The following is a 24,834-nucleotide window of genomic DNA, read 5'->3' as shown; positions in this document are numbered from 1 at the left end:
TCAAACTTGAACTGCTCAAAGGCGACACCCAACTCAACCATTTTGCCCTCAAAGCCAAGCTCTATTTGCAAGCCATTCAAGCCGCTTACGCCAAGTTGCGCGAACTCAACCCCGTCTGCTTGGCTGCGTAAGGTGAGTTACCTTATCAGGATAAATAAAGGAGCGCACACATGAAACAATCCACAACATCCTGGGTCCTAGTCGGCATCATCGTCGTTTTGGCGGTGGCGCTGGTGGGAACACTGTTATTTGTGAAGAACCAGCCGCCTCAAACTCGGGGGATAGCGCCGCTGGTGGAGATCGCGGCCCAGGAGCCGGACGCTTCCAAATGGGGCGTCAACTTCCCCAACCAGTATTCCACTTTACTGCTCACCAAAGACAATGCCGTTCGCACCACCTACGGCGGCTCCGACCAGTTTTCACACCTGGAGGACAACCCGCGCCTGGTGACGTTGTTCGCCGGTTATCCGTTCAGCAAGGATTACAACGAAGATCGCGGCCACCTGAATTCGCTCGCCGACGTGCGCGCCACTAAGCGTCTCAATGAAAAGACGCCCGGCACCTGCTACTCGTGCAAGAGTTCCGACAATCCCGGCCTGTGGAATCAAATGGGCATGGAAGCCTACGATGCCACCAAGTTCAGCGAACTCGGCCAGCACATCAACAACCCCATCGGTTGCGCCAACTGCCACGACTCGGCGACTATGAAACTGGTGGTGACCAACCCGGCGCTGGACGCCGCCCTTAAGGCTCAGGGCAAAGATTGGACGACCTTCACCCGCCAGGAAATGCGCACCGTCGTCTGCGCCAACTGCCATGTTGAATACTACTTCGCCGGCGACAAAAAATTCCTGACCTTCCCCTGGGTCAACGGCACCAACATTGACGAGATTGACGCCTACTACGACGCCAACGGCTTCAAGGACTGGGAATATCCCGACGCCGGCACGCCGATGATCAAGATGCAACATCCCGAGTACGAAATGTTCACTGCCAACAGCACCCACTACAACGCCGGGGTGGCCTGCGCCGACTGCCACATGCCCTACACCCGCGACGGCTCGGCTAAGTTCTCCACCCACGACGTGAAGAGTCCTCTGCTCAACGCCGAAACGGCTTGCGGCGCGTGCCACAGCGACGTGACTTACGTGACCAACCGCGTGGCCCAAATTCAAGAGCAGGTGGCCGACACGATGAGCAACACTGAAGACGCGCTGGTGGCCGCCATTGACGCCCTCAAGCTGGCCGCCGCCAACCCAAATGCTGATCAGACTTTGCTGGCTGAAGCCCGCACCTTGCACCGCAAGGCCCAACTCCGCTGGGACTTCGTGGCCGCCGAGAACAGCATGGGCTTCCACAACCCCGAAGAGGCTTTGCGCATTCTAGCCGCCGCCACCGACCTGGCCCGTCAGGCGCAACTCAAGGCGCTGATGGCAAACGGCGTTGTGGTCACTGGCAACTAAAACGCCAGCTTGCTTCCTCTCTCCTGCAAGAAGAGCACACCATCAGTGTGCTCTTCTTGTTTTAGGCCTCATCTCATCTTCGTCCCGCAGTTCCGACAAAACACATCGCCGGGTTGAAGGCGAGCGCCGCACTCGTGGCAGAAAGATGCCGGCGACTCGGACGGTGAAGCCGTCACGGTTGGAGACACTTCCTTCGGGCGCGGCGGGTGGCCTTTGAGCCGTCGCGGCCCCGCCGTCGAAGTTGTCGAAGGGGCGGCTGTTGTTCTTCTGGATCGCGCGAACCAGACCAACCCGCCCCCCACCAGCCCAACACCCACAATGCCGACAATCACCGCCGTAACCAGCGCCGGGCTGGCCGCCGGCGAAGAGGCGGGCGCGGTTGTGTCCGAGGCTGTATTGTCCGTGGCGGGCTGATTGCTAACTGTGAGCGCCGAACTAGTTTTGGTGTAAGTGAGATCGAAGGCAATGGCCTCGCCCGCCGGGACATTTTCGCGAACGGCAGTGAAGTAGTTGAGGCCGTCTGTGCCAACTGTGGATTGAGCCAGCGCCGGCGTGGCCGTGAGGTTGTTTGCCCCGGCAGGCTGTTGCACTTGCAGAACCAGGGTTTGGATGGAATAGGCGGCGACCCCGGCGAAGGTGTAGCGCCGCGTTGACGAACTCACGTCCAGGCTGGAGTCGTAGTATTCAAATTGAAAATTGGCGGCGGGCGCGGTGAAGCTGACAGTCATCACGTCGCCGGAAACGGCGGTGGTGTATTGCAGGTTAAGCAAGCGTTCCTGAGCATCACTGTAGGCCACGGCCACCGGCGGGCCGTACTGAGCTGGCACAGAAAAAGTGAGCGAGGCCGGGAGGCTCACTTCGGGCGCTAACACGCCGCGATAGATCACCAGCATTGAACTTCTGTCGTATTCAGGCCAGAAGGCGATCTGCAATTCGGTCAGCGCAATCGGCGTTTGCGCGCTCACCGGAAAAACGACGGAACAAAAAATAACACAAAGGACAGTCAAACTAAAGAATCGCTGGGTCATGGTTGCTCTCTTTTTGAGTAGGCGTCTCATCAGGAGCGTTTCCGCTCTTAGAGCCTATCCGAAAGACCCTTAGGGCTTCAGAAACCCTAAGGGTCTTTCCAGTTTTTCGGATAGGCGCTTAGCCGCATTTTACCCGATTGACTCGCAAATTCGTTTAGTGACGGTCTCGAACAGTTAGTTCAAGCCCGGCGGTAGTAGTTGACCAGCGCCGCGCCGATCAGCACGGCCATCATCACCAAAATGGCCAGACCGGCACCCAGGCTAATTGGGCCGTCGGCGGCGACCCCGCCCAAGCCATTATTGGCCGTCACATTCAGGCTAAGCAGATAAGCCGAAACGTTATCAATGTCGGTCTTGGTCAGCGGGCCGCCGTTGGCGTCGAGCCAGGCCGGCATGGGCGAGCCGTCAACCCCGTTTTCTACTGTTGTTCGAATGTAGGCCGCGGGGTTGATGCTGGGCCACTCCTTGGTTAGTTTGGCTCCGATCCGGCCTTGAGCATCTTCGCCGTGACACATTACGCAATTCTTGGCGAACACAACTTGTCCGGCCACCGGGTCGCCGGTGACGCCGGGCGCAGGCGTGAACGGCCTGGACACAAATGTCGGCGCGGGCGCAATGGGTTCAGAGCCGCCAGCCAGCCCGGCCACGTAAGCGGCCACATCGGCAATATCCTGGTCGCTCAACGGGCCGCCATTGGCCTGGCCCCAGGTTGGCATGCGCGTGCCACTCACTCCGTCGGCAATGGTTTGTTGCAGAAACGCATCCACCTGGATGCTGGGGAAATCCTGTGAGAGGTTGACGCCAATGCGGCCCTGGGCATCTGCGCCGTGGCAGACCGCGCAGTTTGCGGCGTAGATGGCGGCTCCGTGTTCAGGATCACCTTCCTGGGCCAGCGCCAGGCTAATCCCGACAAACACCAATCCGAAACTCACTCCGACCAGCACAGACATTTTTTTGAGCATGATGGCCTCCCTTAGGAATTCGAAACCGATTCCAAATTTCAGATTTTGTTAACCTGTAATTGTAGACTGTTGGCAAGCAACCTAAAGTGACGGACATCCCCTTAATAATCTGACAATGTTCACCGGATATTTGTGGCGGGGCAACTTAAACACAAAGGCCGCAGGCAGAAGCCCGCGGCCTTGAGTTTTTCTTGAACGGCGCTTACTTGAGTGTCATCAGGTAAGCAATGATGTCCGCCAATTCTTCTTTCGTCATTTGCGCGCCAAAGGTGGCGGGCATGATGCTTGGGTTGACAAACCCTTCGACAATGTAAGTGTTCGGCTGAACGACCGACTCGTGAATGTATTGCTCTGCCGAGTAGCCGTCTTTGCGGGTGGCGGCCGTGGTGGCAATGCCCGCCAGCGAGGGGCCAACCAGAGTCTGCCCTGCTTGCAGGGAGTGGCAGGCCGAGCACGGGAACTTGCCGTTCACCTTGCCGCCGAAGAGCAGTTCACCATTGGCGGCATCGCCCTCAGGCAATTCAACCTTGATGTCGGTGCCAACGGCGTCAATCGAAACTGTGGGCACCGCGGCCGCGGCGGCGATAGCGCCCTCTTTCCAGTTCATGACGAAGTCCACCAGGTTTTCGACCTGGTCGGGCCGCATCGGGCCGCCAAACTCCTGGCTCCAGGTGGGCATGCGTTGTGGGTAGTTGGCGAAAGAAGCCGAGGCGCGGGGCCGGCCACCGGCGATGGCGGCCCGCAGGTAGTCGGGCAACGAGCCGCTCCAGCCAATTTCCTTGAGGCGAGCCGGTGTGCCCTTTGTATCGTCCAGCAAATCGGCCGCGTTGAGGGCCGGAGCAATATTATCAATGCCTTGCCCCTGAACACCGTGACAGCCGATGCAGGCAGTTTGGAAAAGAGTCGCCCCGGCTTCTATGGAGCGCCCTTTGTAACCGGCGTCAAAATCAGCCATACGAGCCGGTTCGTTCACCATCACAAAGGCTGTAATCATCATGGTGAGCGCAATCAGAACCGAGCCAAGAATCACGCGTATGCTCATGGGTCATTCTCCGTAATTCGAGTCTTTATGCAGGTACACATCCTGCGAGAAAGTGCCGGGCGTTCCATCGCTCTTCGTCCAGTTAATGCGCAGAGTGATCTTCTTCAGGCCGGCCTGCCAGTCTTCGACGATCATCAGGCCTTCGGCGTCGGGCATAATCGGTTTGCCGGTGATGGCGTCTCGTTTCTGACGGGCAATCTCCAGTTCGTCTTCATATTCCCTGAGCAAAGCTTTCATTTCGGGATTGGGGGCCGACTGCCAATCTGCGGCGTTGTAGTCGTCTACAATTAGCTTCTCAAACGGCGTCTCGCGCAAAAGGCCGGGATGAGTTTGCGGCACAAGGGCGGCCACCACTTCCTGATCCGGCGAGGAGGACACGGCGTACCAGGGCGTGCCCATGAAGGTCGTCACCGAGAGGGCAACCAACGCCACCATGCACACCGACAGGCCGATGCGGCGGTCGGCGTAGCGGCGGCTGGGGCCGACTTCAATGTAACCCAGCACAAACAGCAGGCTGAAGATGATGCCCGGCGCGATCAGGCCCCAGAAGACTTTGTCGCCAAGCTTCAACATGCCCTGAACCCAGAGGAAGTACCACGGGGCAGTTGTGTGCAGAGGCGTCACTAGCGGGTCAGCGTGCGGCTCCAGCGACGCATGGAACCCGCCGAGCGTCACGGCAAACACGCAAACGAACGTCACCAGGGCCACGTAGAACAGTTCGCGGGTGATGATGTCCGGCATGAAGTAGGTGCGCTGATCCATCGGCACGCGCTTGGCGGTGTCTTCGCCCACCTTTTCGGCTTCGGGCGGCAGGGAGTGGCCGTGAATGACCACTTTGTAGTAGTGCACGCCGATGAAGACGAAGCCGATCAGCGGCAGGGCGAGAATGTGCAGTAAGTACCAGCGCAGTAAGCCATCGGCATTAAACTGCGGGCCGCCGCGAGCGATATTGTTGATCCACGTGCCTACAAACGAAGGATCGCCAAGCACCTGCTCGCCGAAAATGTTGAGCGGCCAGGGAGTGGGAACGGCTTCGACCATCGAAGCGCCAATCGTCACCGCCCACAGCGAGAGCTGGTCCCACGGCAAGAGATAGCCGGAGAACGAGAGGATCAGGGTGACCAGCAGGAGCACCACTCCGGTGAACCAGGTGAACTGGCGCGGCTTCTTGTAGTTGCCGGTGAGGACCGTTCGCAACATGTGGAGGGAGACGACGGCCACCATCATTTCTGCGCCGAACTTGTGCAAGTCGCGCATGAACAGGCCGAGCGGCACGTTGCTGAGGATGTTGAGCATGTTCTCGAAGGCCACCAGCGGCGAGGGGGTGTAAAAGATCATGAGGAAGATGCCGGTGAGGGTCTCGAAGACCATGAAGTACAGCGACAGCCAGCCGAGGCGGAACTCGGGGTAAAGCGGCGTCACCAGATTGTGGTAGTAGGTGGGCCGCATGTGGAACCAGAAACCGTCGGCGTGGGGTTTGACCCGGGGGTTGGGGCGGGGGGCCGGGTCGCCCCGGAGCACACCGCGAATATCGCCGATGCTCAACCCGGCAGTGAAGCGGGTGACGGCGTCATCCACTTTCGCCAACAGCGCCGGCTTCAGGCCTTTGGCCTTGATGTCATCTAAAATAGGAACGTGAAGTTTGAAGAGAGCCATGAACTTTTCCTCAACTCGGTTATTTGCCGCCGCCCGGCGCGGTGTTATCGGCGCCCACAATCTTCTTGCCAGTGTCAACCACAACTCTGGTAGTGCCGGCTGGCAGAACGATCGGCGCGCCGGCATTGGCGTCGTCGTTGGCATTGCCCACCGCTGTTTTCGCCAGGGTGTTGCCGTTGTCGTCCTGCGCTTCGAGCACAAACTTGTCCAGGTTGCGCCGGGCCGGGCCGTCCACCCGCACGCCGTCGGCCAGATATTTCGAGCCGTGGCACGGGCACTCAAAGCGGTTGTTGGTCGGCACCCACTTATAAAGACAACCCAGATGAACGCATACTTTGTAAATCGCCATCAAGCCCTGTTGCGCCGGGTAAACGTCAGGCCGTCGCGGGTCGCTCGCCGACTGTGGCCCCAGGTTGACCAGCCAGAATCGTCCTTCCGGGAAATCCTTAGGCCCGGTATCAACGCCCGGAATGGCAGTAACGTCCAGCGTGATCTTGCCGCCGAACTCGCCTTCCCGGAAGCGCGGCAGAGCAAACCAGATCAGCGCGCCAGCCGATTCGGCCATGAAAAGCGCCATGGATGCGCCCCACACGTAATACAAAAACTCGCGCCGGGTCATTGGGGTGGTAGTTGGGGCCTGAGGGGCCACAGCAGACATAGAAATTCAACCTCCTCTAACTTGATAGAGCAATATTTTCTGCTTGAACAGCAGGGTAAATTATGAAGCAATTAGTTGGGTGAAAGTGGCCTAAATAGTGTGCTAAATCTATCACAATCACTGGAGCGTGTCAATTGAAAATGAAAGTTGATAAGAGGTTATAATCGCCACATGCCCGACCCCGAACTTCCACCGCCGGTTTGGGTGGATACACCCTCTCGCCTTGCGACCCTGGCCGCCGACCTGAATGCTCAATCCATCATTGCCGTTGACACCGAATCCAATTCACTCCACGCCTATCGTGAACGTGTCTGCCTGATCCAATTCTCCACTATCGCCGCCGACTCCATCGTCGATCCGCTCGCCCTCCCCGATCTCTCACCGCTCGCGACGCCGCTCGCCAACCCGGCCATTGAAAAAGTCTTTCACGCCGCCGAATATGACCTCATCTGCCTGCGCCGCGATTTCGGCTGGAAGATCAACTCGATCTTCGACACCATGGTTGCCGCCCGCACTCTGGGCTGGCAACAATTAGGATTGGCCGCTCTGCTCGAAACTTACTTCGGCGCGCAAGTCAACAAGCGCCACCAGCGCGCCGACTGGGGCAAGCGGCCTCTGCCTCCCGACCAGTTATCCTACGCCCGCTTCGACACCCATTACCTCATCCCGCTCCGCGAAAAACTGGCCGCCGAGCTCAACACCAAAGCCTGCTGGGCCGAAGCCCGCGAAGAATTTGAGCGCCTGACGCATCTCAACGGCAACGCCGCCGCCGTCATCTTTGACCCCGAAAATTTTTGGCGCATTTCCGGCGCGCGCGACCTCAAGCCGCGCCAGGCCGCCATTCTCCGCGAGCTTTATATCTATCGTGAAGAGGCGGCCCGGCGCATCAACCGCCCGCCTTTCAAAGTGATGAGCGAGGCCACTTTGCTGGCGCTGACCGAGGCCGTTCCGCACACCCTCGACGATCTCAAAGTCATCCCCGGCATGACCGACGGACAAATCCGGCGGCACGGAACGCAACTACTGCGCGTCATCGCTCACGGGCGCAAAGCTCATCCGCAACACCCGCCGTCGGTTGAAAGGCAGGACAGCGACGTGCTTGAACGCTACGAAATTCTGCGGCGCTGGCGCAAACAACGGGCGCAGGAGCGCGGCGTCGAGTCCGATGTCATCATCCCGCGTGATGTCTTGTGGGAGATCGCCCTTCACCCGCCGCAAAGCTTTTCCGATCTTGAAAGCGTGGCCGGGTTTGGCCCGGTGCGACGAGCCAAGTATGGCGAAGAAATCATTAAGGCGTTGAAAGAGATGAAGTAAGACTCAGGAGAGACACATGGAAATCACCTTTCACGGCGCGGCCCAAACCGTCACCGGCAGCCAACATCTGGTTCAAGTGAACGGCGCAAAGCTCCTGCTCGACTGTGGCTTGTTTCAAGGCTCACGCCAGGAAACGTACTACCGCAACCAGCACTTCATGTACGATCCGCACTCGGTGCAAACGCTGGTTCTCTCGCACGCCCACACCGACCATGCCGGCAACATCCCCAACCTGGTGAAGAAAGGATTCAGCGGCCCCATCCTCACCACGCCCGCCTCGCGCAACCTCGCCAATTTCATGATTTTGGATTCGGCCCGCATCCAGGAAAACGACGCCGAGTTTGTCAACAAGCGCAAGCTCAAAAACGGCGAGCCGCCCATCGAGCCGCTTTACGGAACCGAGGACGCCGAAGCCGCCCTCAGGCTCTTCGAGGATCGCGATTACGCCAAACCCTTCGACGTCGCCCCCGGAGTGACGGCCCAATTCTACGAGGCCGGCCACATCCTCGGCTCGGCCATCACCGTTCTCGATATCAAAGAGGGCTTGCGTAAAATCCGCCTGGCGTTCTCCGGCGACCTGGGGCGCAAGAACATGCCCATTCTGCGCGACCCGACTCCGATTGCCGATGTTGATTATTTGATCATGGAAAGCACCTACGGCAATCGTCTCCATAAATCACCGGACGAGGCTCATACCCAGTTGCGGCGGGTGATGCGTGAAGCCGTCGAGCGCGGGGGCAAGGTCATCATCCCCTCGTTTGCCGTTGGCCGGGCGCAGGAGCTGATTTACAGTTTGCAACAACTCATACGCAACCGCGACATCCCGTCTATTCCGATCTATGTTGACAGCCCGCTGGCGGTGAACATCACCAAAGTGTTCGGCAAGCACAAGGAACTTTACGATACCGGCGCTTTGCGCGCTCTCAAAGAGGACGATGACGGCAACCTCTTCACGGCTCCCGGCCTGACTTACGTCGGCAGCGCCGACGAATCAAAAGCGTTGAATGATCGCAAAGACCCCATGGTCATCATCAGCGCCTCGGGCATGTGCGAAACCGGGCGCATTCTGCATCACTTGCGGAACAACATCGAGAACCCGCGCAACACCATCCTCATCGTCTCCTGGCAGGCACCCAACACCCTGGGTCGCCGCCTCGTCGAGAAAGAGCCGCGAGTCAAAATTTTTGGCGAGACGTTTAATTTGAAGGCGCAGGTGGAAGTGATCAACGGCTTCTCAGCCCACGCCGATCAGACTGGACTGCTGGAGTGGGCGCTGGCCCTCAAGGGCCGGCTCAAGAAGGTCTTCCTCGTCCACGGCGAGCCGGAACCAGCCAATGCCCTGGCCGAAAAGCTTCGCGAGGGCGGCATCCGCGACGTGCATTACCCTGGCCTGCACGAGTCAGTGGCCCTCTGAGACGAATGACGACGGACGACGAGCCTTCGTCTGTGGTCTTTCGTCCCTCGTCTTTTCTGCTATAATTTGCCCCCGGAGAGGTCGCATAGTCTGGTCTAGTGCGCTCGACTCGAAATCGAGTGAGCCTAAAGCTCCGTGGGTTCGAATCCCACCCTCTCCGCTGAAATAACAAAGTAGGCAGTAGGCGCTAAGCAGTAAGCAACGATAACCCGCTTCTGCATTCTGCCTACTGCCTACTGTTTTTTGCCCGCTGAACAACATGCCCGGCCCGCTCACCCTCATCGGCTCCGGCGAAACATCGGAGCGACTGCTCAACCTGCACCAGGCTCTGCTAGGCCGCCTCAAAAACGCCGAGCGCGGCCCCGAAACGCCGCCGCCGGAAATCCCTCGTCTCGTCTTCCTCGACACGCCCGCCGGTTTTCAACTGAACACTGCCGAACTGGCCGCGAGCTTCGCCTCCTACTTCAAGAAACATTTCGCGCTGGAAGTGAATGTGGCCGAGTACAAACACTCGTCCGCCGACTCCGGGCCGGCCGTCTCACAGTTGGAAGCGGCCAACTACATTTTGGCCGGGCCGGGAAGCCCGACCTACGCCATCAAACACTGGCGCAACTCGCCCGTTTATGCCAGGCTGGTTGAACGTTGGCAGGCCGGGGCGCAACTGGTGTTTGCCAGCGCCGTTACTATTGCCCTCAGCCGCTTTGCCCTGCCCGTCTACGAAATTTATAAAGCGGGCGATGATCTGCACTGGGCCGACGGCCTCGACCTGCTGGGCGGGCTTGGCTACGACCTTGCCATCCTGCCGCACTTCAACAACCAGGAAGGCCGCACCTTTGACACAACGTGTTGCTTTATTGGCCGCGCCCGCCTGCTGGCGCTGGAAAGGCTGTTGCCGCCGGCCACCGTCATCCTGGGCATTGACGAGAACACGGCCTGCACCTTTGACTTCGAGGCGCAAACCATGAGCGTAACCGGCGCCGGCAACGTCACCCTTCGCTACAACGGCCAGGAACGAATCTATCCAGACGGAGCGATGTTTGAGATGGAACGTTTGACTCCGGCCAGAGTGTTGACACCGCCACCCGAACCGGCGGCGACACCGTCGCCCGCGGCCCGGCCCGCCGCGCCCCGGCCATTGCACGTTCCGGCCAAAGTGCGCGAATGGGCTGAAGCGCGTGAACGACTGCGCGCCGAAAAGAATTTTGCCGAAAGCGATCGTCTGCGCGACCTGATTACGGCCATCGGTTATTCAATTAAAGACTCGCCGTCGGGAATCTTCTTCAGCCAGACTCAATACGCCAATTCGGCGTTCGTGCCCTCGCGCCTTACCCAGCCCGCGGCCTGCGACTGGTCGGTAACGTTGCTGGCTCACAACAATCAAAGCGAAGTCTTGCGCGCCGCCACCAGCGCCCTGCGCTGGAGCGTGGGCCACTCGGTTGAAGTGGTGATTGTAGACAACGGCTCGGACGATGGCGCCGCCGAAGCCATCGCCGATTTCGCCGCCGACGCGCCCGAAGGGCGCGTTCGCCTCGTTTTCCTGGCCACAACTCTTGGCGAAGGCGCGGGCCGCAACGCCGGTTTCCGGGCCAGCCAGGGGCGGCACCTCGTGATTCTGGGCAGTCACATGGAAATTACCGGCGATGTGTTCACGCCGCTGGCGGCGACCCTGGCCGATCCGACGATTGGGGCAACCGGCAGTAACGGGCTGGTGTCTGCCGACCTGTTCAACTTTGAATCCGCTCCCACCCCAGAGGCGGACGCCCTTGAGTTTTACCTGTTCGCCTTCAAGCGCGATCGCCTGAGCAAGGTTAGCCTGCTCGACGAGAAATTTGTCTTTTATCGCAATATTGATCTGGACTGGAGTTTCGCTTTCAAGGATAAGGGGTTTCGCCTGGTCACCACACCCGATCTGCCGCTTGCCGTCCACGAGCATCCGTATTTGCGAATGAACCCGGCCGAGCGCGACAAGCTGAGCAAAAAGAACTATCGCCGCTGTTTAGACAAGTGGCGGGAGAGGAAAGATTTGCTCCTCTCGTCAAACGTGAAACGACAAACGACATCTTGAGACTACACGGTTGATTTTGATTATTCACTTGTGGAGACGGCTATGACCGACCTTGAAACTTTCCGCGCTCAGAAAGATGATTTCTTCGCCACGCACCCGCAAAGCCCGTTGATGCCGGAGCAGAAGAAAAAATTTGAAGGCCTGAGCTACTTCTCCGAGAATCCGGCCCTGCGGCTCGAAGTGAACGTGGAAGCGTTCGCCAAGCGCGAGGCGATTGAAATGCAAACCACCGGCGGCGACGTTCAACGTTATCAAAAGTTTGGCAAATTCAAATTCGCAGTGGACGGCCAGGAAGCGGAGTTGACGATCTATACCAATCAGCACGGCTACTTTCTGCCTTTTGTGGACTCGCTGGCAAACAAGGAAACGTACGGCGCTGGCCGCTACCTTGAACCTGAGCCGCTTGGCAGCGGCAAGTTTTTGGTTGACTTTAACCTGGCTTACAACCCTTATTGCGCCTATTCTGATCGCTGGTCGTGCCCTTTGACTCCGTTCGAGAATCGAGTCAAAGTGCCGATCCGGGCCGGGGAGAAAGTCTTCAGCTCCCAGGAACATTAGCCGTTATCATTTCCTTCACAGAAGAAATTGGGGGCCTGGTTTTTGGGGCAGGGGTTCGTCATTCGTCATTAGTCCTCCGTCCTTTCTTTCGTTCACGTTGCCCCATTGCCACAACCCAGGCGCAGTGCTATCATGCGGCTAACATGAAATCCAGCACTCGTTTCTTTGCGTACTACTACTTTAGCGACAGCCCCCCTGCCGCTGTTTCCGCTTGAAGTAGAAGTCGCAAGACACAAATACGAAAGCGCGGAGCCAAGCGGCCCCGCGCTTTTTTTGTTTCTCGCCCAGACCCTTAGGGCGCTTCGCGAACCCTGAGGGTCTCGGGTAAAGGAGAAGTTATGCCAGTCCGAGGAATACGCGGCGCAACCGTCGCCGATGACAATACAAAAGAATCCATCCTCAGCGCCACCCGCGAACTGTTGCTGGCCCTCATCGCCGCCAACGACATCCAGCCCGATGACGTGGCCTCGGCCTGGTTCACCACCTCGCCCGACCTCACCGCCGACTACCCGGCCCTGGCCGCCCGCGCCCTGGGCTGGCACGACGTGGCTCTGCTCTGCGCCCACGAAATGGCCGTGCCGCACGGCTTGCCCAAATGCATCCGCATCCTGATCCATCTCAACACCGACAAACCGGCTCAAGCCATCAAACACATTTATCTCGGCCAGGCCGCCACGTTGCGGCCCGACCGGCCTCTGCCAGTAGAGGCAACGAAATAAGGAGGATTGGAGATTAGAGATTAGAGATTTTGCCAAGCGCCCAATCTCTAATCTCCAATTCTCTAATCTCTACCGCCATGATCATCGTCATGAAATCCAACTCAACCGACCGCCAACTCTCAGCCGTCGTCGAGCGCGTCCACGCCGCCGGGTATCGCACCAGCCTGATCAAAGGCGAAGAGACGACCATCATCGGCGTCATCGGCGACGACCGCCCGATTGACCGGACTCAATTTGAGCTTCTCGACGGCGTGGAGAAAACCTTGCCCGTGCTCAAACCCTTCAAGCTCGCCTCACGCGACATGCATCCCGCCGACACGCTGATTCCGCTCAACGGCCACCAAGTCGGCGCGCCCAAGATCGTGGTGATCGCCGGGCCGTGCTCGGTGGAAAGCCGGACTCAGATCATGGAAGCCGCCATTGCCGTCAAAGAGGCCGGGGCCACCGCCTTGCGCGGGGGCGCCTTCAAACCACGCACCTCCCCTTACAGTTTTCAGGGCATGGGTGAAGAAGGGCTAGAGTTGCTGGCCGAAGCCCGCGAGGCCACCGGCCTGCCCGTCGTCACCGAGGCCATGTCACCGGAGCAAGTTCCCCTTGTCGCCAAATATGCCGACGTGATTCAGATTGGCGCTCGCAATATGCAAAACTACGCCCTGCTCAACGCCGCCGGCGAAATCAACAAAACCGTTCTGCTCAAACGCGGTATGATGTCCACCATTGAAGAACTGCTCATGTCGGCTGAATATATTTTAGCGAAGGGCAATTCACAAGTGATGCTGTGCGAGCGCGGCATCCGCACTTTTGAGAAATACACCCGCAACACCACCGACATCAACGCCGTGCCGGTGCTCAAGCAAATGACTCACCTGCCCGTCATTCTTGACCCCAGCCACAGCACCGGCAAATGGGAGTACGTCACGGCCATTGCCCGCGCCGGAATCGCCGCCGGAGCCGACGGCCTCATCGTCGAAGTCCACCCCGATCCCACCCAGGCCCTGTCCGACGGCGCCCAAAGCCTCAAGCCCGAAAAGTTCGCGCAGTTGGTGGGCGAGTGCCGGAAGATTGCCGAGGCGATGGGGCGCTGTTGATACGCATACGCACTACGCAATATTTCGTATTGCGTATTTCGTAGGAGAGCAATCGTGATCATCGTCATGAAATCCCGTGCCAGCAAAGAGCAAGTCGCCGGCGTCGTCAAACGCATCGAAGCCCTGGGCTACCGCGCCCACCTCTCGCAGGGCGAAGAGACCACCATCATCGGCGTCATCGGCGACGACCGCCCGATTGACCGGACTCAATTTGAATTGCTCGACGGCGTCGAAAAGACCGTCCCCATCCTCAAACCGTTCAAACTTGCCTCGCGTGACATGCGCCCCGCCGACACGCTCATTCCCCTCAACAACCTGCAAGTGGGCGGCCCGCAGATTGTGATCATCGCCGGGCCATGTTCGGTGGAAAGTCGATCGCAAATTTTAGAGGCGGCTCACGCGGTGAAGGAGGCCGGGGCAACCGCCTTGCGCGGGGGAGCGTTCAAACCGCGCACCTCGCCCTACAGTTTTCAAGGCATGGGTGAAGAAGGGCTGGCGTTGCTGGCCGAGGCCCGCGAGGCCACCGGCTTGCCCGTCGTCACCGAGGCCATGTCGCCGGAACAAATCCTGCTGGTTGAAAAATACGCCGACGTGATTCAGATCGGCGCCCGCAACATGCAGAACTATAATTTGCTCAACGCCGCCGGCGAGGCGCGCAAGCCTGTCCTGCTCAAGCGCGGCATGATGTCCACCATCGAAGAACTGCTCATGTCTGCCGAGTACATTCTGGCCAAAGGCAACGCGCAAGTGATGTTGTGCGAGCGTGGCATCCGCACCTTTGAAAAATACACCCGCAACACTACCGACATCAACGCTGTTCCTGTTCTCAAGCAAATGACTCACTTGCCCGTCATCCTCGATCCGAGTCACGGCACGGGCAAATGGGAATACGTGTCGGCGGTGGCCAAAGCCGGCGTCGCCGCCGGGGCCGACGGCCTCATCGTCGAAGTCCATCCCAATCCCGCTGACGCCATGTCCGACGGCGCGCAAAGCCTCAAGCCTGAAAAGTTCGCCCAACTTGTGAAGGACGTGAAGCGGGTGGCCGAGGCGGTTGGTAGGAAGTGAACAGTGAACAGTAAGCTGTGAACATTGCTTACTGTTCACTGCTTACCGTTTACGATGACCGAACTGGGGTTTACGACTCTCGCGGACTCGCGAGTGACCATTGTTGGCCTGGGACTGATGGGCGGATCGCTGGCGCTGGCGTTGCGCGGGCAGTGCCGCGAGATCATCGGCGCGGAGGCCGACCCTGCCGCGCGAGCCTTTGCTCTGCAACATGGCTTTGTTCACCGCACCACCGACTTTGATTCTGCTCTTGCCGCCTCCGACCTCCTCATCCTTGCCACTCCCGTCCGCACCATCCTCTCCCAACTCGCTGGAATCTCCAATCTCCAACCTCCAACCTCTAATCTCCAACCTCCAATCTCTATTCTCGATCTCGGCTCCACCAAATCGCAAATCGTCGCCGCCATGCAAAAACTTCCGCCAAACTTCGATCCGATTGGCGGCCACCCGATGTGTGGCAAAGAGGTGAGCGGCATCGAACACGCTAACGCCGACCTCTATCACGGCAAAACGTTTATCCTCACGCCCCTCGAGCGCACGTCGCCGAATGCACTGGCGCTGGCTCGCGAACTGGTGACGACCATCAGCTCAATACCGCTGGTGCTGGATGCCGAGACTCACGACGCTTTCGCCGCCGCCATCAGCCATTTGCCATACGCCGTTTCAATTGCCCTCATGCAAACCGCGCTGGCAAGCGGCGGCGAAGCGCTGTGGCAAATGGCCGCCTCCGGGTTTCGCGACGCTACCCGCCTTGCCGCCAGCGATCTGACGATGATGACCGATATTCTCCTCACCAACCGTGTCGCCGTCTTAGACTCACTCGCCCGTTTTCGATCTGAACTCGACTCTCTTGCCGTTGCCATCGAGTCCGGCGATGCCGCCATTCTTCGCGCCGCCCTCGAGTCCGCTCAACGCCAGAGGAGTGAAATGTTCAAGTAGCAATTCACCGCGAAGACGCTAAGAGCGTAAAGCTTTACAAATAATTGCGTCCTTTGCGGTGAGATTTTCGTTAATGGATAGCCTGCCTGTTTCGCCAATTCGCCACCCTCTCCACGCCACCGTTCGCGTGCCCGGCTCCAAGAGCCTCACCAACCGCGCCCTGGCCATTGCCGCCCTCGCCGACGGAACGACGACTCTCGCCAACGCCCTCGAGTCCGACGACTCGCGCTACTTCATCGAGTCGCTCCAACGCCTCGGCTTCAACATAAGGGCAATTCATGAATCGCCGAGCGTAAGGGCAATTCATGAATCGTCCAGCGTAAGGGCAATTCATGAATTGCCCCTACCTTCGATAACCGTAAACGGCCTCGGTGGACATATCCCCGCCAACCGCGCCGACCTCTTCGTCGGCAACGCCGGAACCGCCGCCCGCTTTCTCACCGCGTTCGTCACGCTGGGTCATGGCGAGTTTGTGATTGACGGCAACGAACGAATGCGCCAGCGCCCCATCGGCGATTTGCTTGATGCGCTCACTCAATTAGGCGTGAATGTTGACAGCCCGACAGGTTGTCCGCCGGTTCGGGTTCAGGCTGGCGGCCTCCCAGGCGGGGTGGCGCGGGTGGCGGGCGACACCAGCAGTCAATTCCTCTCGGCCCTGCTCATGGTCGCCCCTTACGCCCAGTCGCCGGTCGAGCTGATCGTCACCGGCGACCTCAACTCCAAGCCTTACGTGGACATGACGATTGCAGTAATGGCCGACTTCGGGATAGCCGTCGAGCGCGTGGGCTACGAACGATTCCGCATTGCCCCTCAACGCTATCGCGCTCTTGGCGAGTATACGATTGAAAGCGACGCCTCCGCCGCCTCATACTTCTTCGCCGCGCCTGCGGTGTGCGGCGGATTTGTGCGAGTCGAAAACATTTCAACCGACTCCAGGCAGGGCGATATTGCTTTTCTCAATGTGCTGATTCAGATGGGATGCGCCGTCTCGGAAACTGATAACTGCTTACTGGTCACTGGCCCCATTGAACAATTGCAAGGCGTTGAGGTGGACATGCGCGACATCCCCGACACGGCCCAGACCCTGGCCGCCATTGCCCCCTTTGCCGACTCGCCCACCACCATTCGCGGCATCGCCTCGGCTCGTGTGAAGGAGACCGACCGTGTGGCCGCCATGTGCAACGAACTGCGCCGCCTCGGTGTGACGGTTGAAGAATATCCCGACGGCCTCAAGATTTACCCTTGCGCGAACATTCAACCGGCAAGCATTCAAACTTACGACGATCATCGGATGGCAATGGCCTTTGCCCTCGTCGGCCTTCGCGTCGAAGGAATCGCCATTGAGAATCCGGGCTGTGTGTCAAAGACGTTTCCGAATTATTTTGAGGTGTTGGAATCACTGAGATGAACCTCGCCCTCCTCGGCCACCCCCTCTCTCACTCCCTCTCTCCCGCCATGCACAACGCGGCGCTGGCTCACGTTGGCCTGCACGATTGGCGCTACGAAGCCATGCCGGTTGAACCGGCGCGGCTGGCTGAGGCCGTTGCCATCATTCGCGGCGATGAGTACGCGGGCGCAAACGTCACCGTGCCGTACAAAGAGGCCGTCATCCCTTTCCTCGACGGCTTGACCCTGGTGGCTGAGGCGATTGGGGCGGTGAATACGATTGTCAAACGGGTAGGGGCAATTCATGAATTGCCCCTACAAGAATCGCCTCTGCAACTGATCGGCCACAACACCGACGCCGCCGGCCTCCTTGCCGATTTGTATACCCTGGATGTCCATGTCTCAAACCGCCCGGTGCTCATTCTGGGCGCGGGCGGGGCAGCCCGGGCGGCAGTGGCGGCGCTGGCTCCCCTCGGTTGCGAGATTCGCCTGGCCGCCCGCCGCCGCGAACAAGCGCAACCTTTAATAACCAATAACCAATTACCAATTACTATTTACGACTTAACCATCAATGACCTCCAACGCGCCTCACGCAACGTCGCCCTCATCCTCAACTGCACGCCGCTCGGCATGTCGCCGAACGTGAACGCCTCGCCCTGGTTTGAGAGCGTGCCATTTCCGCCTGGCGCGTTCGTGTATGATCTCGTCTACAATCCCGCCGACACCCTGCTCACCCGGCAGGCCCGCGATGCCGGGCTTCGCGCAACCACCGGCCTCGGCATGTTGGTCGAGCAAGGCGCGCTGGCGTTTGAGCAGTGGACAGGGAAGCCTGCGCCACGACAGTTGATGCGGCAAGCCGCCGAACAAAAACTGCGTATTGCGTAATTCGTATTGCGTATCCCTTGTCGTTACGCACTATGCACTACGCAATACGTTTCGCCCATGCCCCTCCGTTTCCTCACCTCCGGCGAATCTCACGGCCCAACTCTCACCGCCATTCTTGAAGGAATGCCTGCCGGTCTGCCGCTTTCGCCCGACGACCTCAACCCCGATCTGGCTCGACGGCAGGGCCTCAGCGCCTCGGGCAAGCCGTATCCCGGCGCCAGCCCGCGCATGAAACTTGAGCGCGACACGGCCACGATCCTCAGCGGCGTGATGGCGGGCGCGACGATTGGCTCGCCTGTCGCGGTGCAGGTGCAAAATCTGGATCACGCCAAATGGAAGGGCAAGGCGGTTGAACCGATGACCATCCCGCGCCCCGGCCACGCCGACCTGACCGGCGCGATCAAATATGGCTACGACGATTTGCGAATGAGCCTTGAGCGCGCCTCGGCCCGCGAGACGACGGCGCGGGTCGCCGTCGGCGCGATGTGCCGCAAGCTGTTGTTGGCGTTTGGAATCAGGGTGGGGAGTTACGTAGTTGAGATTGGCGGCGTGGCGGCTGATCTCTCGGCGATGTCGCTTGAAGATCGAATCCGGCTTGCGCTTGAGTCCGAGATGGCTTGCCCCGATGAAGCCGCCTCTGAAAAGATGCGCCAGCGCGTGCAAGACATCATGCAAGCCAAAGACACTCTCGGCGGCGTGTTTGAAGTCGTCGCCCTCGGCGTGCCGCCCGGCCTCGGCTCGCACGTTCACTGGGATCGCCGCCTCAGTGGTCGCCTCGCGCAAGCCATGCTCAGCATCCACGCCATGAAAGGCGTTGAGATCGGCGAGGCGTTTGCGAATGCCAAGAAGCCGGGGACGCAGGTGCATGATGAAATCATTTTGGACGACAGACGACAGACAAAGGACGAAGGTTCGTCGTCCGTCGTCCGTCCGTCGTCGTTGGCGCGCCGCACCAATCGCGCTGGCGGACTCGAAGGCGGCATCACCACCGGCGAACCGATCCTCCTGCGGGTGGCGATGAAACCGATCTCCACCACCCTCAATCCGCTCATGTCGGTTGACCTTGCTTCCGGGGTGGAAGCCGCCACTGAATACGAGCGCAGTGACTTTTGCGCCGTGCCGCGCGCGGGCGTGATTGGCGAAGCGATGGCCTGCTTCGTGCTGGCCGAGGCCCTGCTCGAAAAACTTGGCGGCGATTCGCTGGCTGAGATGAAGCCACGCTTTGAGTCTCTGCGGCAGGCCCGGCTCGAAGATTTGCTCATGCTCGACGAGCCAACAGTATTCTGGCCGTAAAAGTAGTTCCTTCCTCACTCTTTTTTGACCAATCACACCCTCGTTTCATTTATATTGGGCGGGCACTCAAAATGAAACGCCTGCCCTTCCTTTGCGCCGCCATTATTTCTGCGCTGGTGATCAGCCTCATCCCAGCCTCCACTCAACTCAAAGCCGCCCCGATCCTCCCGGCAGGTTTTGTCACCGAGACGGTTGTGGCCGGCCTCACCGGCCCCACCACCGTCACCTGGGCGCCCGATGGCCGCATGTTCATCGGCCAGAAAGATGGCCGGGTGCGCGTCTTCCAAAACGGCGCTCTCCTGTCAACCGACTTTATCAACATCTCCAATCAAGTTAACAATTACTGGGATCGCGGCCTGCTCGGCATCGCCGTTCATCCCGACTTTCCAAACACGCCTTACGTTTATCTTCTGTTCACCTACGATCCACCCGGCCTGCCCGACAACGGCAGCGGGGCGCGGGTGAGCCACCTGCTTCGCGTCAGCGCCGACCCCAACAACACCAACGTGGCTCTGCCCGGTAGTGAAGTGGTGTTGCTGGGCGCGAACAGCACTCTTGCCAACATCGGCGACCCATCCAGCCACAGCGGCCCGCCTTCATGCGACAACAATGGTGTGCCTATTCAAGATTGCCTGGCCGCCGACAGCCCCACTCACACCATCGGCACTGTCGCCTTCGGCGTTGATGGCTCGCTGTTCGTGAGCAACGGCGACGGCTCACATTACAGCTACGTGGACTCGCGCGCGCTGCGTTCGCAAAACCCCGACAGCCTGGCCGGAAAAATTCTGCGTATCAATCCCATCACCGGCCAGGGTTACGCCGACAACCCTTTTTACAACGGCGACCCAAACAGCAACCGCTCCAAAGTTTACAGCCTCGGCTTGCGCAACCCGTTCCGCATGACGATTCACCCAACCAGCAACGAGCCTTATGTTGGCGACGTGGGCTGGAACACCTGGGAGGAAATTAACGCGGGGCGGGCCAAGAACTTTGGCTGGCCGTGTTACGAAGGCCGCGACACCAACAGCCTCCAACAGGGCAGTTACGCTTCACTTGCTGAATGTCAGGCGTTGTACGCCCAAGGCCTGAACGTCGTTCAGAAGCCGGCCTATGCCTACAACCACAGCGAGAACCAGGGCGGCAGTTCGGTGCAAGCCGGAAGTTTCTACGACGGCGCGGTTTACCCGGCTGAGTATCAGGGCGCGCTCTTCCTCTCCGATTACAACGGCGACTGGATTCGCTACCTGACCTTTGATCCCAACACCGGCCAGGCCACTGTCCACAACTTTGGCACAGACGTTTCGCCGACGGGCGGCATCGTGCAACTCACCGCCGGGCCGGACAAGAATCTGTATTACGTGGCCTACAACGGCCCCACGCCCGACACTAGCGAAGTGCGCCGCATTCGCTACACTGCCGGCAGCAACACCCCGCCCGCCGCCGATGCCGTGGCCTCACCCGACGCCGGACAAGCGCCTCTCGTTGTCAATTTCTCCAGCGCCGGAACCTACGACCCGGACGCGCAAACGCTCACCTATGATTGGGATTTTGGCGACGGCGGCAACTCAACGGCTCCGAACCCGACTCACACTTACATCGCCAACGGCAACTACACCGTCACCCTCACCGTCACCGACTCCGCCGGGGCAACCGGCGTTGACACCGTCCTGGTCACGGTGGGCAACACCCGGCCTGCCGCAACCATCCTCTTTCCGGCGGCTGGCGCAACCTACAACGCCAACGACACCATCAACTTCAGCGGGAGCGGGGCCGACCCGGAAGACGGCAGTCTCGGCGGGGCCGGCTTGCGCTGGGACGTTCTGTTGCACCACAACCAGCACGTTCACTTTGATTATGCGCCCGGCCTCAGCGGCAACTCAGGTAGTTTCGTTGCGCCCGATCACGGCGACAACTCGTGGATGGAGTTGTGCCTCACCGCCACCGACAGCGCCGGGTTGACCGACCAGAAGTGCGCCGGCCTTTTGCCAAACACCGTCGTCTTCACCTTTGACACGGCGCCTTCCGGCTTGTTGTTATCTTACGAAGGCGTGACCTCTCTGACGCCCTTCAACGCCAACGCCGTCGTCAACTCTCACCAGGACATCATCGCCGCCATGACTCAAGGCTGTTACCCCTTCGGCTCATGGTCAGACGGCGGCGCGGCCAGCCACCAGATCGTCGTTGGCAACTCGCCGCAAACATTCCTCGCCGCCTACGTCACCTCTCTGCCTGCCCAGTGGCAAACTTCAGACGTGGGCAGTGTCGCCGCGCCCGGCAGTGCCTGCTACAACAACGACCTTTACACCCTCACCGGCTCTGGCGCCGACATCTGGAAATCGGCAGATGGATTCCGCTACGTCTATCAGCCGTTGAATGGCGATGGCGAGATCACGACCCGGGTGGTGAGCGTCGGTTCCACGCACGCCTGGGCGAAGGCGGGAGTGATGATCCGCGAGACCTTGCTGGCCGGTTCGCCGAACGCAATGGTGGCCGTCACTCGAAGCAATGGCGTTGCTTTTCAACGACGGGCTACTACCGACGGAACATCCGTCACCACAGCGGGGGCCGTTGTGGCCGCGCCGTACTGGGTTCGCCTCACCCGAAGCGGAAACACCTTCAACGCCTATCAATCGCCCGACGGCGTCAACTGGACTCTGGTGGGCACCGACACGATCAGCATGGCGACGAACGTTTACGTTGGCCTGGCCCTCACCAGCCATAATGACGGCGTCGTCAACACCTCCACTTTCAACAACGTCAGCATCAACACCATCCTGCCGCCCACGCCCACACTGACCGCCACGTTTACGGCGACGCCGACCGCTACCGCGACGTTCACGGCAACTGCGACGGCAACCAGGACGGCCAACCCAACACGTACGCCGTCGAACACACCGACCGCAACTTTCACCGCCACTCACACACCCACTGCCACTTCGACGCCGACGGCCTTGCAAGCCCCGGCCATCAACTTCCCCGCCAGCGGCAGTAACGCCTCAGCGGCCCGGCCCGTGTTCGACTGGGCGAATGTGAACGGCGCGACTTCTTACACATTTCAAATTTCTGCGGACGCCGCTTTCACCAACCTGCTGGTCAGTTTCAACATCTCGCCCTCGGCTTATGCGCCTTCCTCGGATTTGCCTCGCAACACGTTGTTGTACTGGCGGGTGCGGGCCAACAACTCGAAGGGGCTGGGGCCGTGGTCGAGAACCCGCCACTTTTACAGCGCCAACCCGCCCGGCGTTCCGGCCCTGCTCTCGCCGGCCAGCGGCGCAACGCTATCGTCACCGGTGCTCGACTGGAGCGACTCGACTCCGGCGGCGACTTACTACGAAGTTCAAATCGCAACCGACTCGGGTTTCCTCAATCTTCTGGGTCGAGGCCGGGGCGGGCGGGTTGAGGTTTCCATTTATACGCCTCAAACACCTCTGACCGCAGGCGCTTACTTCTGGCGCGTTCGGGCGGTGACTGTTGCCTCGTCTGGTTTGCAATTCAGCGGCTGGTCGGTCGGGCGCAGTTTTCGCGTGCCGTAGCTCTCCGCCAAACCGCCTATAATGTAGCCTGTGAATATCATCCTCTACGGCCCGCCCGGCGCCGGCAAGAGCACCGTTGGCAAAGAACTGGCGGCGCGGCTCGATCGCTATTTTGTTGACAGCGACCAGTTGATTGAGAAGCGGGCCGGGAGAAACATCCCCCAAATTTTTTTGCAGTTGGGCGAGGCTGAATTTCGCCGCCTCGAGTCGGCGGTGTGCGCCGAACTGGCCGCGCGGACGAACATGATCATCGCCGTCGGCGGCGGCGCTCTGCTCAACCCGAACAACCGCGCCGCGCTTGAGCGCAGTGGCCCGGTGATCTGCCTGCGGGCCGAGCCGAACGAACTGCTGGTGCGAACCGCCAGCACCACCCGCCCTTTGCTGAACGGCGACAACCCGGCGGAACAACTGGCCGCCCTGCTCAAGTCGCGCCGCCTGCTGTACGACTCCTTCCCGACGCAGTACGACACGACCGGCAAGAGCGTGGCCCAGGCCGCCGAGGACATCGTGGCGCTGATCGCGCCGCAGACGCTTCAAGTCAACGCCCCTGGCCTGGAACACAAAATTCTGCTCGGCTATGGTCTGCTCGAATCGCTCCCGGCCATTCTCGAAGAACACGGCCTCACCGGCCCGACCCTCCTCGTCACCGACGAAAACATTGCCCGCCACCTGCCAATAACCACGCGAAGCGGCCAATTACCTTTTACCACTTTGCCCGCCGGCGAACAACACAAAACCCTCGACACGGTTCGCCAACTCTATGACTCGTTTTTGGAGGGCGGCCTCGACCGGAGTGGAACCGTCGTGGCCGTGGGCGGCGGGGTGCTTGGCGACATGGCCGGATTCGCCGCCGCCACCTTCATGCGCGGCCTGCGCTGGGTGAACGCGCCGACGACTTTGCTGGCGATGGTGGACGCCAGCCTCGGCGGCAAAACCGGAGTCGATCTGCCGCAAGGCAAGAATCTGGTCGGGGCCTTTCATCCGCCGTCGCTCGTCATCACTGATCCACTGGCTCTCAACACTTTACCCGAAGCCGAACGCATCTCCGGCCTGGCCGAAGTGATCAAGCACGGAATCATCGGCGACCCGGCGCTGTTTGAATCGCTTGAGGCCTCAACCGCTTTTGGCAATCTTGCTCAACTCCGGCGAGCGATTGAGGTAAAGGTTCGAGTCGTGGAAGCCGACCCGTTTGAGAAGGGCGAGCGGGCCAAACTGAATCTGGGCCACACCATCGGCCACGGAGTGGAGTCGGCGTCGGGCTACCGGCTGAGGCACGGCGAGGCGGTCGCCATCGGGCTGGCGGCTGAAACTTGGATCGCGGAGCAGATGGGGCTGGCCGAGCGCGGACTGGCCGAGCGAGTCGCCAACACCCTCAAACACGCCGGTCTGCCGACTCGCGCTCCCGGCCTTGATCCGGCCTCGACCCGGGCCGCGATGAGCAACGACAAGAAGAAGGCGGGCGGGGCGCTCAAGTTTGCTTTACCCAAACGCCTGGGCGAGGTTGCCTTTGGCGTTGAGGTGGACGAGGCCCTGTTGCTGGAGGCGTTGAAGGCGGCGACGAAGGAGTGAGGCCAAACGAAGCAATGAACAGCCGGGCGCTTGTCGAGCGTCCGGTTTTGCTTTAAGAGTGCCCGTCAAAGTTTTGGTTGGCTAACAACACTAGCAGGTAGGAAGCGAGCGCGACCAATCGGCGAACGCCGCCAAGGATGATTCGGTGCCGGGCGATAAGGCACTCGTTCAACGGGTTCGTCAGTGACGGTGATCGG

At 60.0% G+C, this 24,834-nt stretch carries 20 protein-coding genes and 1 tRNA gene; 16 read left to right on the top strand and 5 right to left on the bottom strand.

Annotated features, from left to right (window positions below; genetic code table 11):
* A partial coding sequence (locus HYZ49_17990) for an IS701 family transposase (GenBank protein MBI3244176.1) occupies window positions 1–131 on the top strand: 131 nt, incomplete at its 5' end.
* A gap of 39 nt (window positions 132–170) precedes the next feature.
* A complete protein-coding gene (locus HYZ49_17985; GenBank protein MBI3244175.1) occupies window positions 171–1,463 on the top strand; it encodes an ammonia-forming cytochrome c nitrite reductase subunit c552 in 1,293 nt (430 codons plus the stop codon).
* Between the two features lie 68 nt (window positions 1,464–1,531).
* On the opposite strand, the gene HYZ49_17980 is transcribed toward HYZ49_17985, so the two are convergent.
* The 5 genes from HYZ49_17980 to HYZ49_17960 form a co-directional block, all read right to left on the bottom strand.
* Complete coding sequence (locus tag HYZ49_17980) at window positions 1,532–2,491, bottom strand: zinc ribbon domain-containing protein (GenBank protein MBI3244174.1); 960 nt, start codon at window positions 2,489–2,491, stop codon at window positions 1,532–1,534.
* A gap of 179 nt (window positions 2,492–2,670) precedes the next feature.
* Window positions 2,671–3,453 (bottom strand): c-type cytochrome, encoded by a 783-nt coding sequence (locus HYZ49_17975; protein MBI3244173.1) that lies wholly within the window; start codon window positions 3,451–3,453, stop codon window positions 2,671–2,673.
* Between the two features lie 202 nt (window positions 3,454–3,655).
* Complete coding sequence (locus tag HYZ49_17970; GenBank protein MBI3244172.1) at window positions 3,656–4,495, bottom strand: c-type cytochrome; 840 nt, start codon at window positions 4,493–4,495, stop codon at window positions 3,656–3,658.
* A gap of 3 nt (window positions 4,496–4,498) precedes the next feature.
* Window positions 4,499–6,151, bottom strand: coding sequence for a cytochrome bc complex cytochrome b subunit (locus HYZ49_17965; protein MBI3244171.1), 1,653 nt, complete (start codon window positions 6,149–6,151; stop codon window positions 4,499–4,501).
* Between the two features lie 19 nt (window positions 6,152–6,170).
* Window positions 6,171–6,809, bottom strand: coding sequence for a ubiquinol-cytochrome c reductase iron-sulfur subunit (locus HYZ49_17960; GenBank protein MBI3244170.1), 639 nt, complete (start codon window positions 6,807–6,809; stop codon window positions 6,171–6,173).
* 171 nt (window positions 6,810–6,980) lie between these two features.
* Between HYZ49_17960 and HYZ49_17955 the strand changes: the two genes are divergently transcribed.
* The 14 genes from HYZ49_17955 (at window position 6,981) to aroB (ending at window position 24,637) form a co-directional block, all read left to right on the top strand.
* Window positions 6,981–8,123 carry an HRDC domain-containing protein gene (locus HYZ49_17955; GenBank protein MBI3244169.1) on the top strand — a complete coding sequence of 381 codons (1,143 nt, stop codon included), beginning with the start codon at window positions 6,981–6,983 and terminating at the stop codon, window positions 8,121–8,123.
* A 16-nt stretch (window positions 8,124–8,139) separates the two neighbouring features.
* Window positions 8,140–9,537, top strand: coding sequence for an MBL fold metallo-hydrolase (locus HYZ49_17950; protein MBI3244168.1), 1,398 nt, complete (start codon window positions 8,140–8,142; stop codon window positions 9,535–9,537).
* Window positions 9,538–9,611: 74 nt separating this feature from the next.
* Window positions 9,612–9,697 (top strand) — tRNA-Ser (locus HYZ49_17945).
* Window positions 9,698–9,796: 99 nt separating this feature from the next.
* Window positions 9,797–11,602 (top strand): glycosyltransferase, encoded by a 1,806-nt coding sequence (locus HYZ49_17940; protein ID MBI3244167.1) that lies wholly within the window; start codon window positions 9,797–9,799, stop codon window positions 11,600–11,602.
* Between the two features lie 42 nt (window positions 11,603–11,644).
* Entirely contained in the window at window positions 11,645–12,160 is a 516-nt protein-coding gene (locus HYZ49_17935) for a DUF1684 domain-containing protein (GenBank protein MBI3244166.1), read from the top strand.
* Between the two features lie 338 nt (window positions 12,161–12,498).
* Complete coding sequence (gene aroH, locus HYZ49_17930) at window positions 12,499–12,879, top strand: chorismate mutase (GenBank protein MBI3244165.1); 381 nt, start codon at window positions 12,499–12,501, stop codon at window positions 12,877–12,879.
* Window positions 12,880–12,956: 77 nt separating this feature from the next.
* Complete coding sequence (gene aroF, locus HYZ49_17925) at window positions 12,957–13,967, top strand: 3-deoxy-7-phosphoheptulonate synthase (GenBank protein ID MBI3244164.1); 1,011 nt, start codon at window positions 12,957–12,959, stop codon at window positions 13,965–13,967.
* A gap of 54 nt (window positions 13,968–14,021) precedes the next feature.
* The gene (aroF, locus tag HYZ49_17920; GenBank protein ID MBI3244163.1) at window positions 14,022–15,032 is read left to right on the top strand and encodes a 3-deoxy-7-phosphoheptulonate synthase; all 1,011 of its coding nucleotides are present in this window, start codon (window positions 14,022–14,024) and stop codon (window positions 15,030–15,032) included.
* Window positions 15,033–15,125: 93 nt separating this feature from the next.
* The gene (locus HYZ49_17915; protein MBI3244162.1) at window positions 15,126–15,971 is read left to right on the top strand and encodes a prephenate dehydrogenase/arogenate dehydrogenase family protein; all 846 of its coding nucleotides are present in this window, start codon (window positions 15,126–15,128) and stop codon (window positions 15,969–15,971) included.
* Between the two features lie 73 nt (window positions 15,972–16,044).
* Window positions 16,045–17,379 carry a 3-phosphoshikimate 1-carboxyvinyltransferase gene (aroA, locus tag HYZ49_17910; GenBank protein MBI3244161.1) on the top strand — a complete coding sequence of 445 codons (1,335 nt, stop codon included), beginning with the start codon at window positions 16,045–16,047 and terminating at the stop codon, window positions 17,377–17,379.
* Window positions 17,376–18,242 (top strand): shikimate dehydrogenase, encoded by an 867-nt coding sequence (aroE, locus tag HYZ49_17905; GenBank protein MBI3244160.1) that lies wholly within the window; start codon window positions 17,376–17,378, stop codon window positions 18,240–18,242. Before aroA ends, aroE begins: the two co-directional genes overlap by 4 nt.
* A 57-nt stretch (window positions 18,243–18,299) precedes the next feature.
* Window positions 18,300–19,535 carry a chorismate synthase gene (gene aroC, locus HYZ49_17900; GenBank protein MBI3244159.1) on the top strand — a complete coding sequence of 412 codons (1,236 nt, stop codon included), beginning with the start codon at window positions 18,300–18,302 and terminating at the stop codon, window positions 19,533–19,535.
* 71 nt (window positions 19,536–19,606) lie between these two features.
* Window positions 19,607–23,068, top strand: coding sequence for a PQQ-dependent sugar dehydrogenase (locus HYZ49_17895; GenBank protein ID MBI3244158.1), 3,462 nt, complete (start codon window positions 19,607–19,609; stop codon window positions 23,066–23,068).
* Window positions 23,069–23,098: 30 nt separating this feature from the next.
* On the top strand, window positions 23,099–24,637 hold the full coding sequence (gene aroB / locus HYZ49_17890) for a 3-dehydroquinate synthase (protein ID MBI3244157.1): 1,539 nt from the start codon (window positions 23,099–23,101) through the stop codon (window positions 24,635–24,637).
* The last annotated feature ends 197 nt before the right edge of the window (window positions 24,638–24,834 follow it).

The organism is Chloroflexota bacterium (genome assembly GCA_016197225.1).
In the GTDB taxonomy this organism is placed as follows: domain Bacteria; phylum Chloroflexota; class Anaerolineae; order Anaerolineales; family VGOW01; genus VGOW01.
Note: the sequence above shows the minus strand (reverse complement) of the source record. Positions and strands in the feature narration are given on the sequence as shown.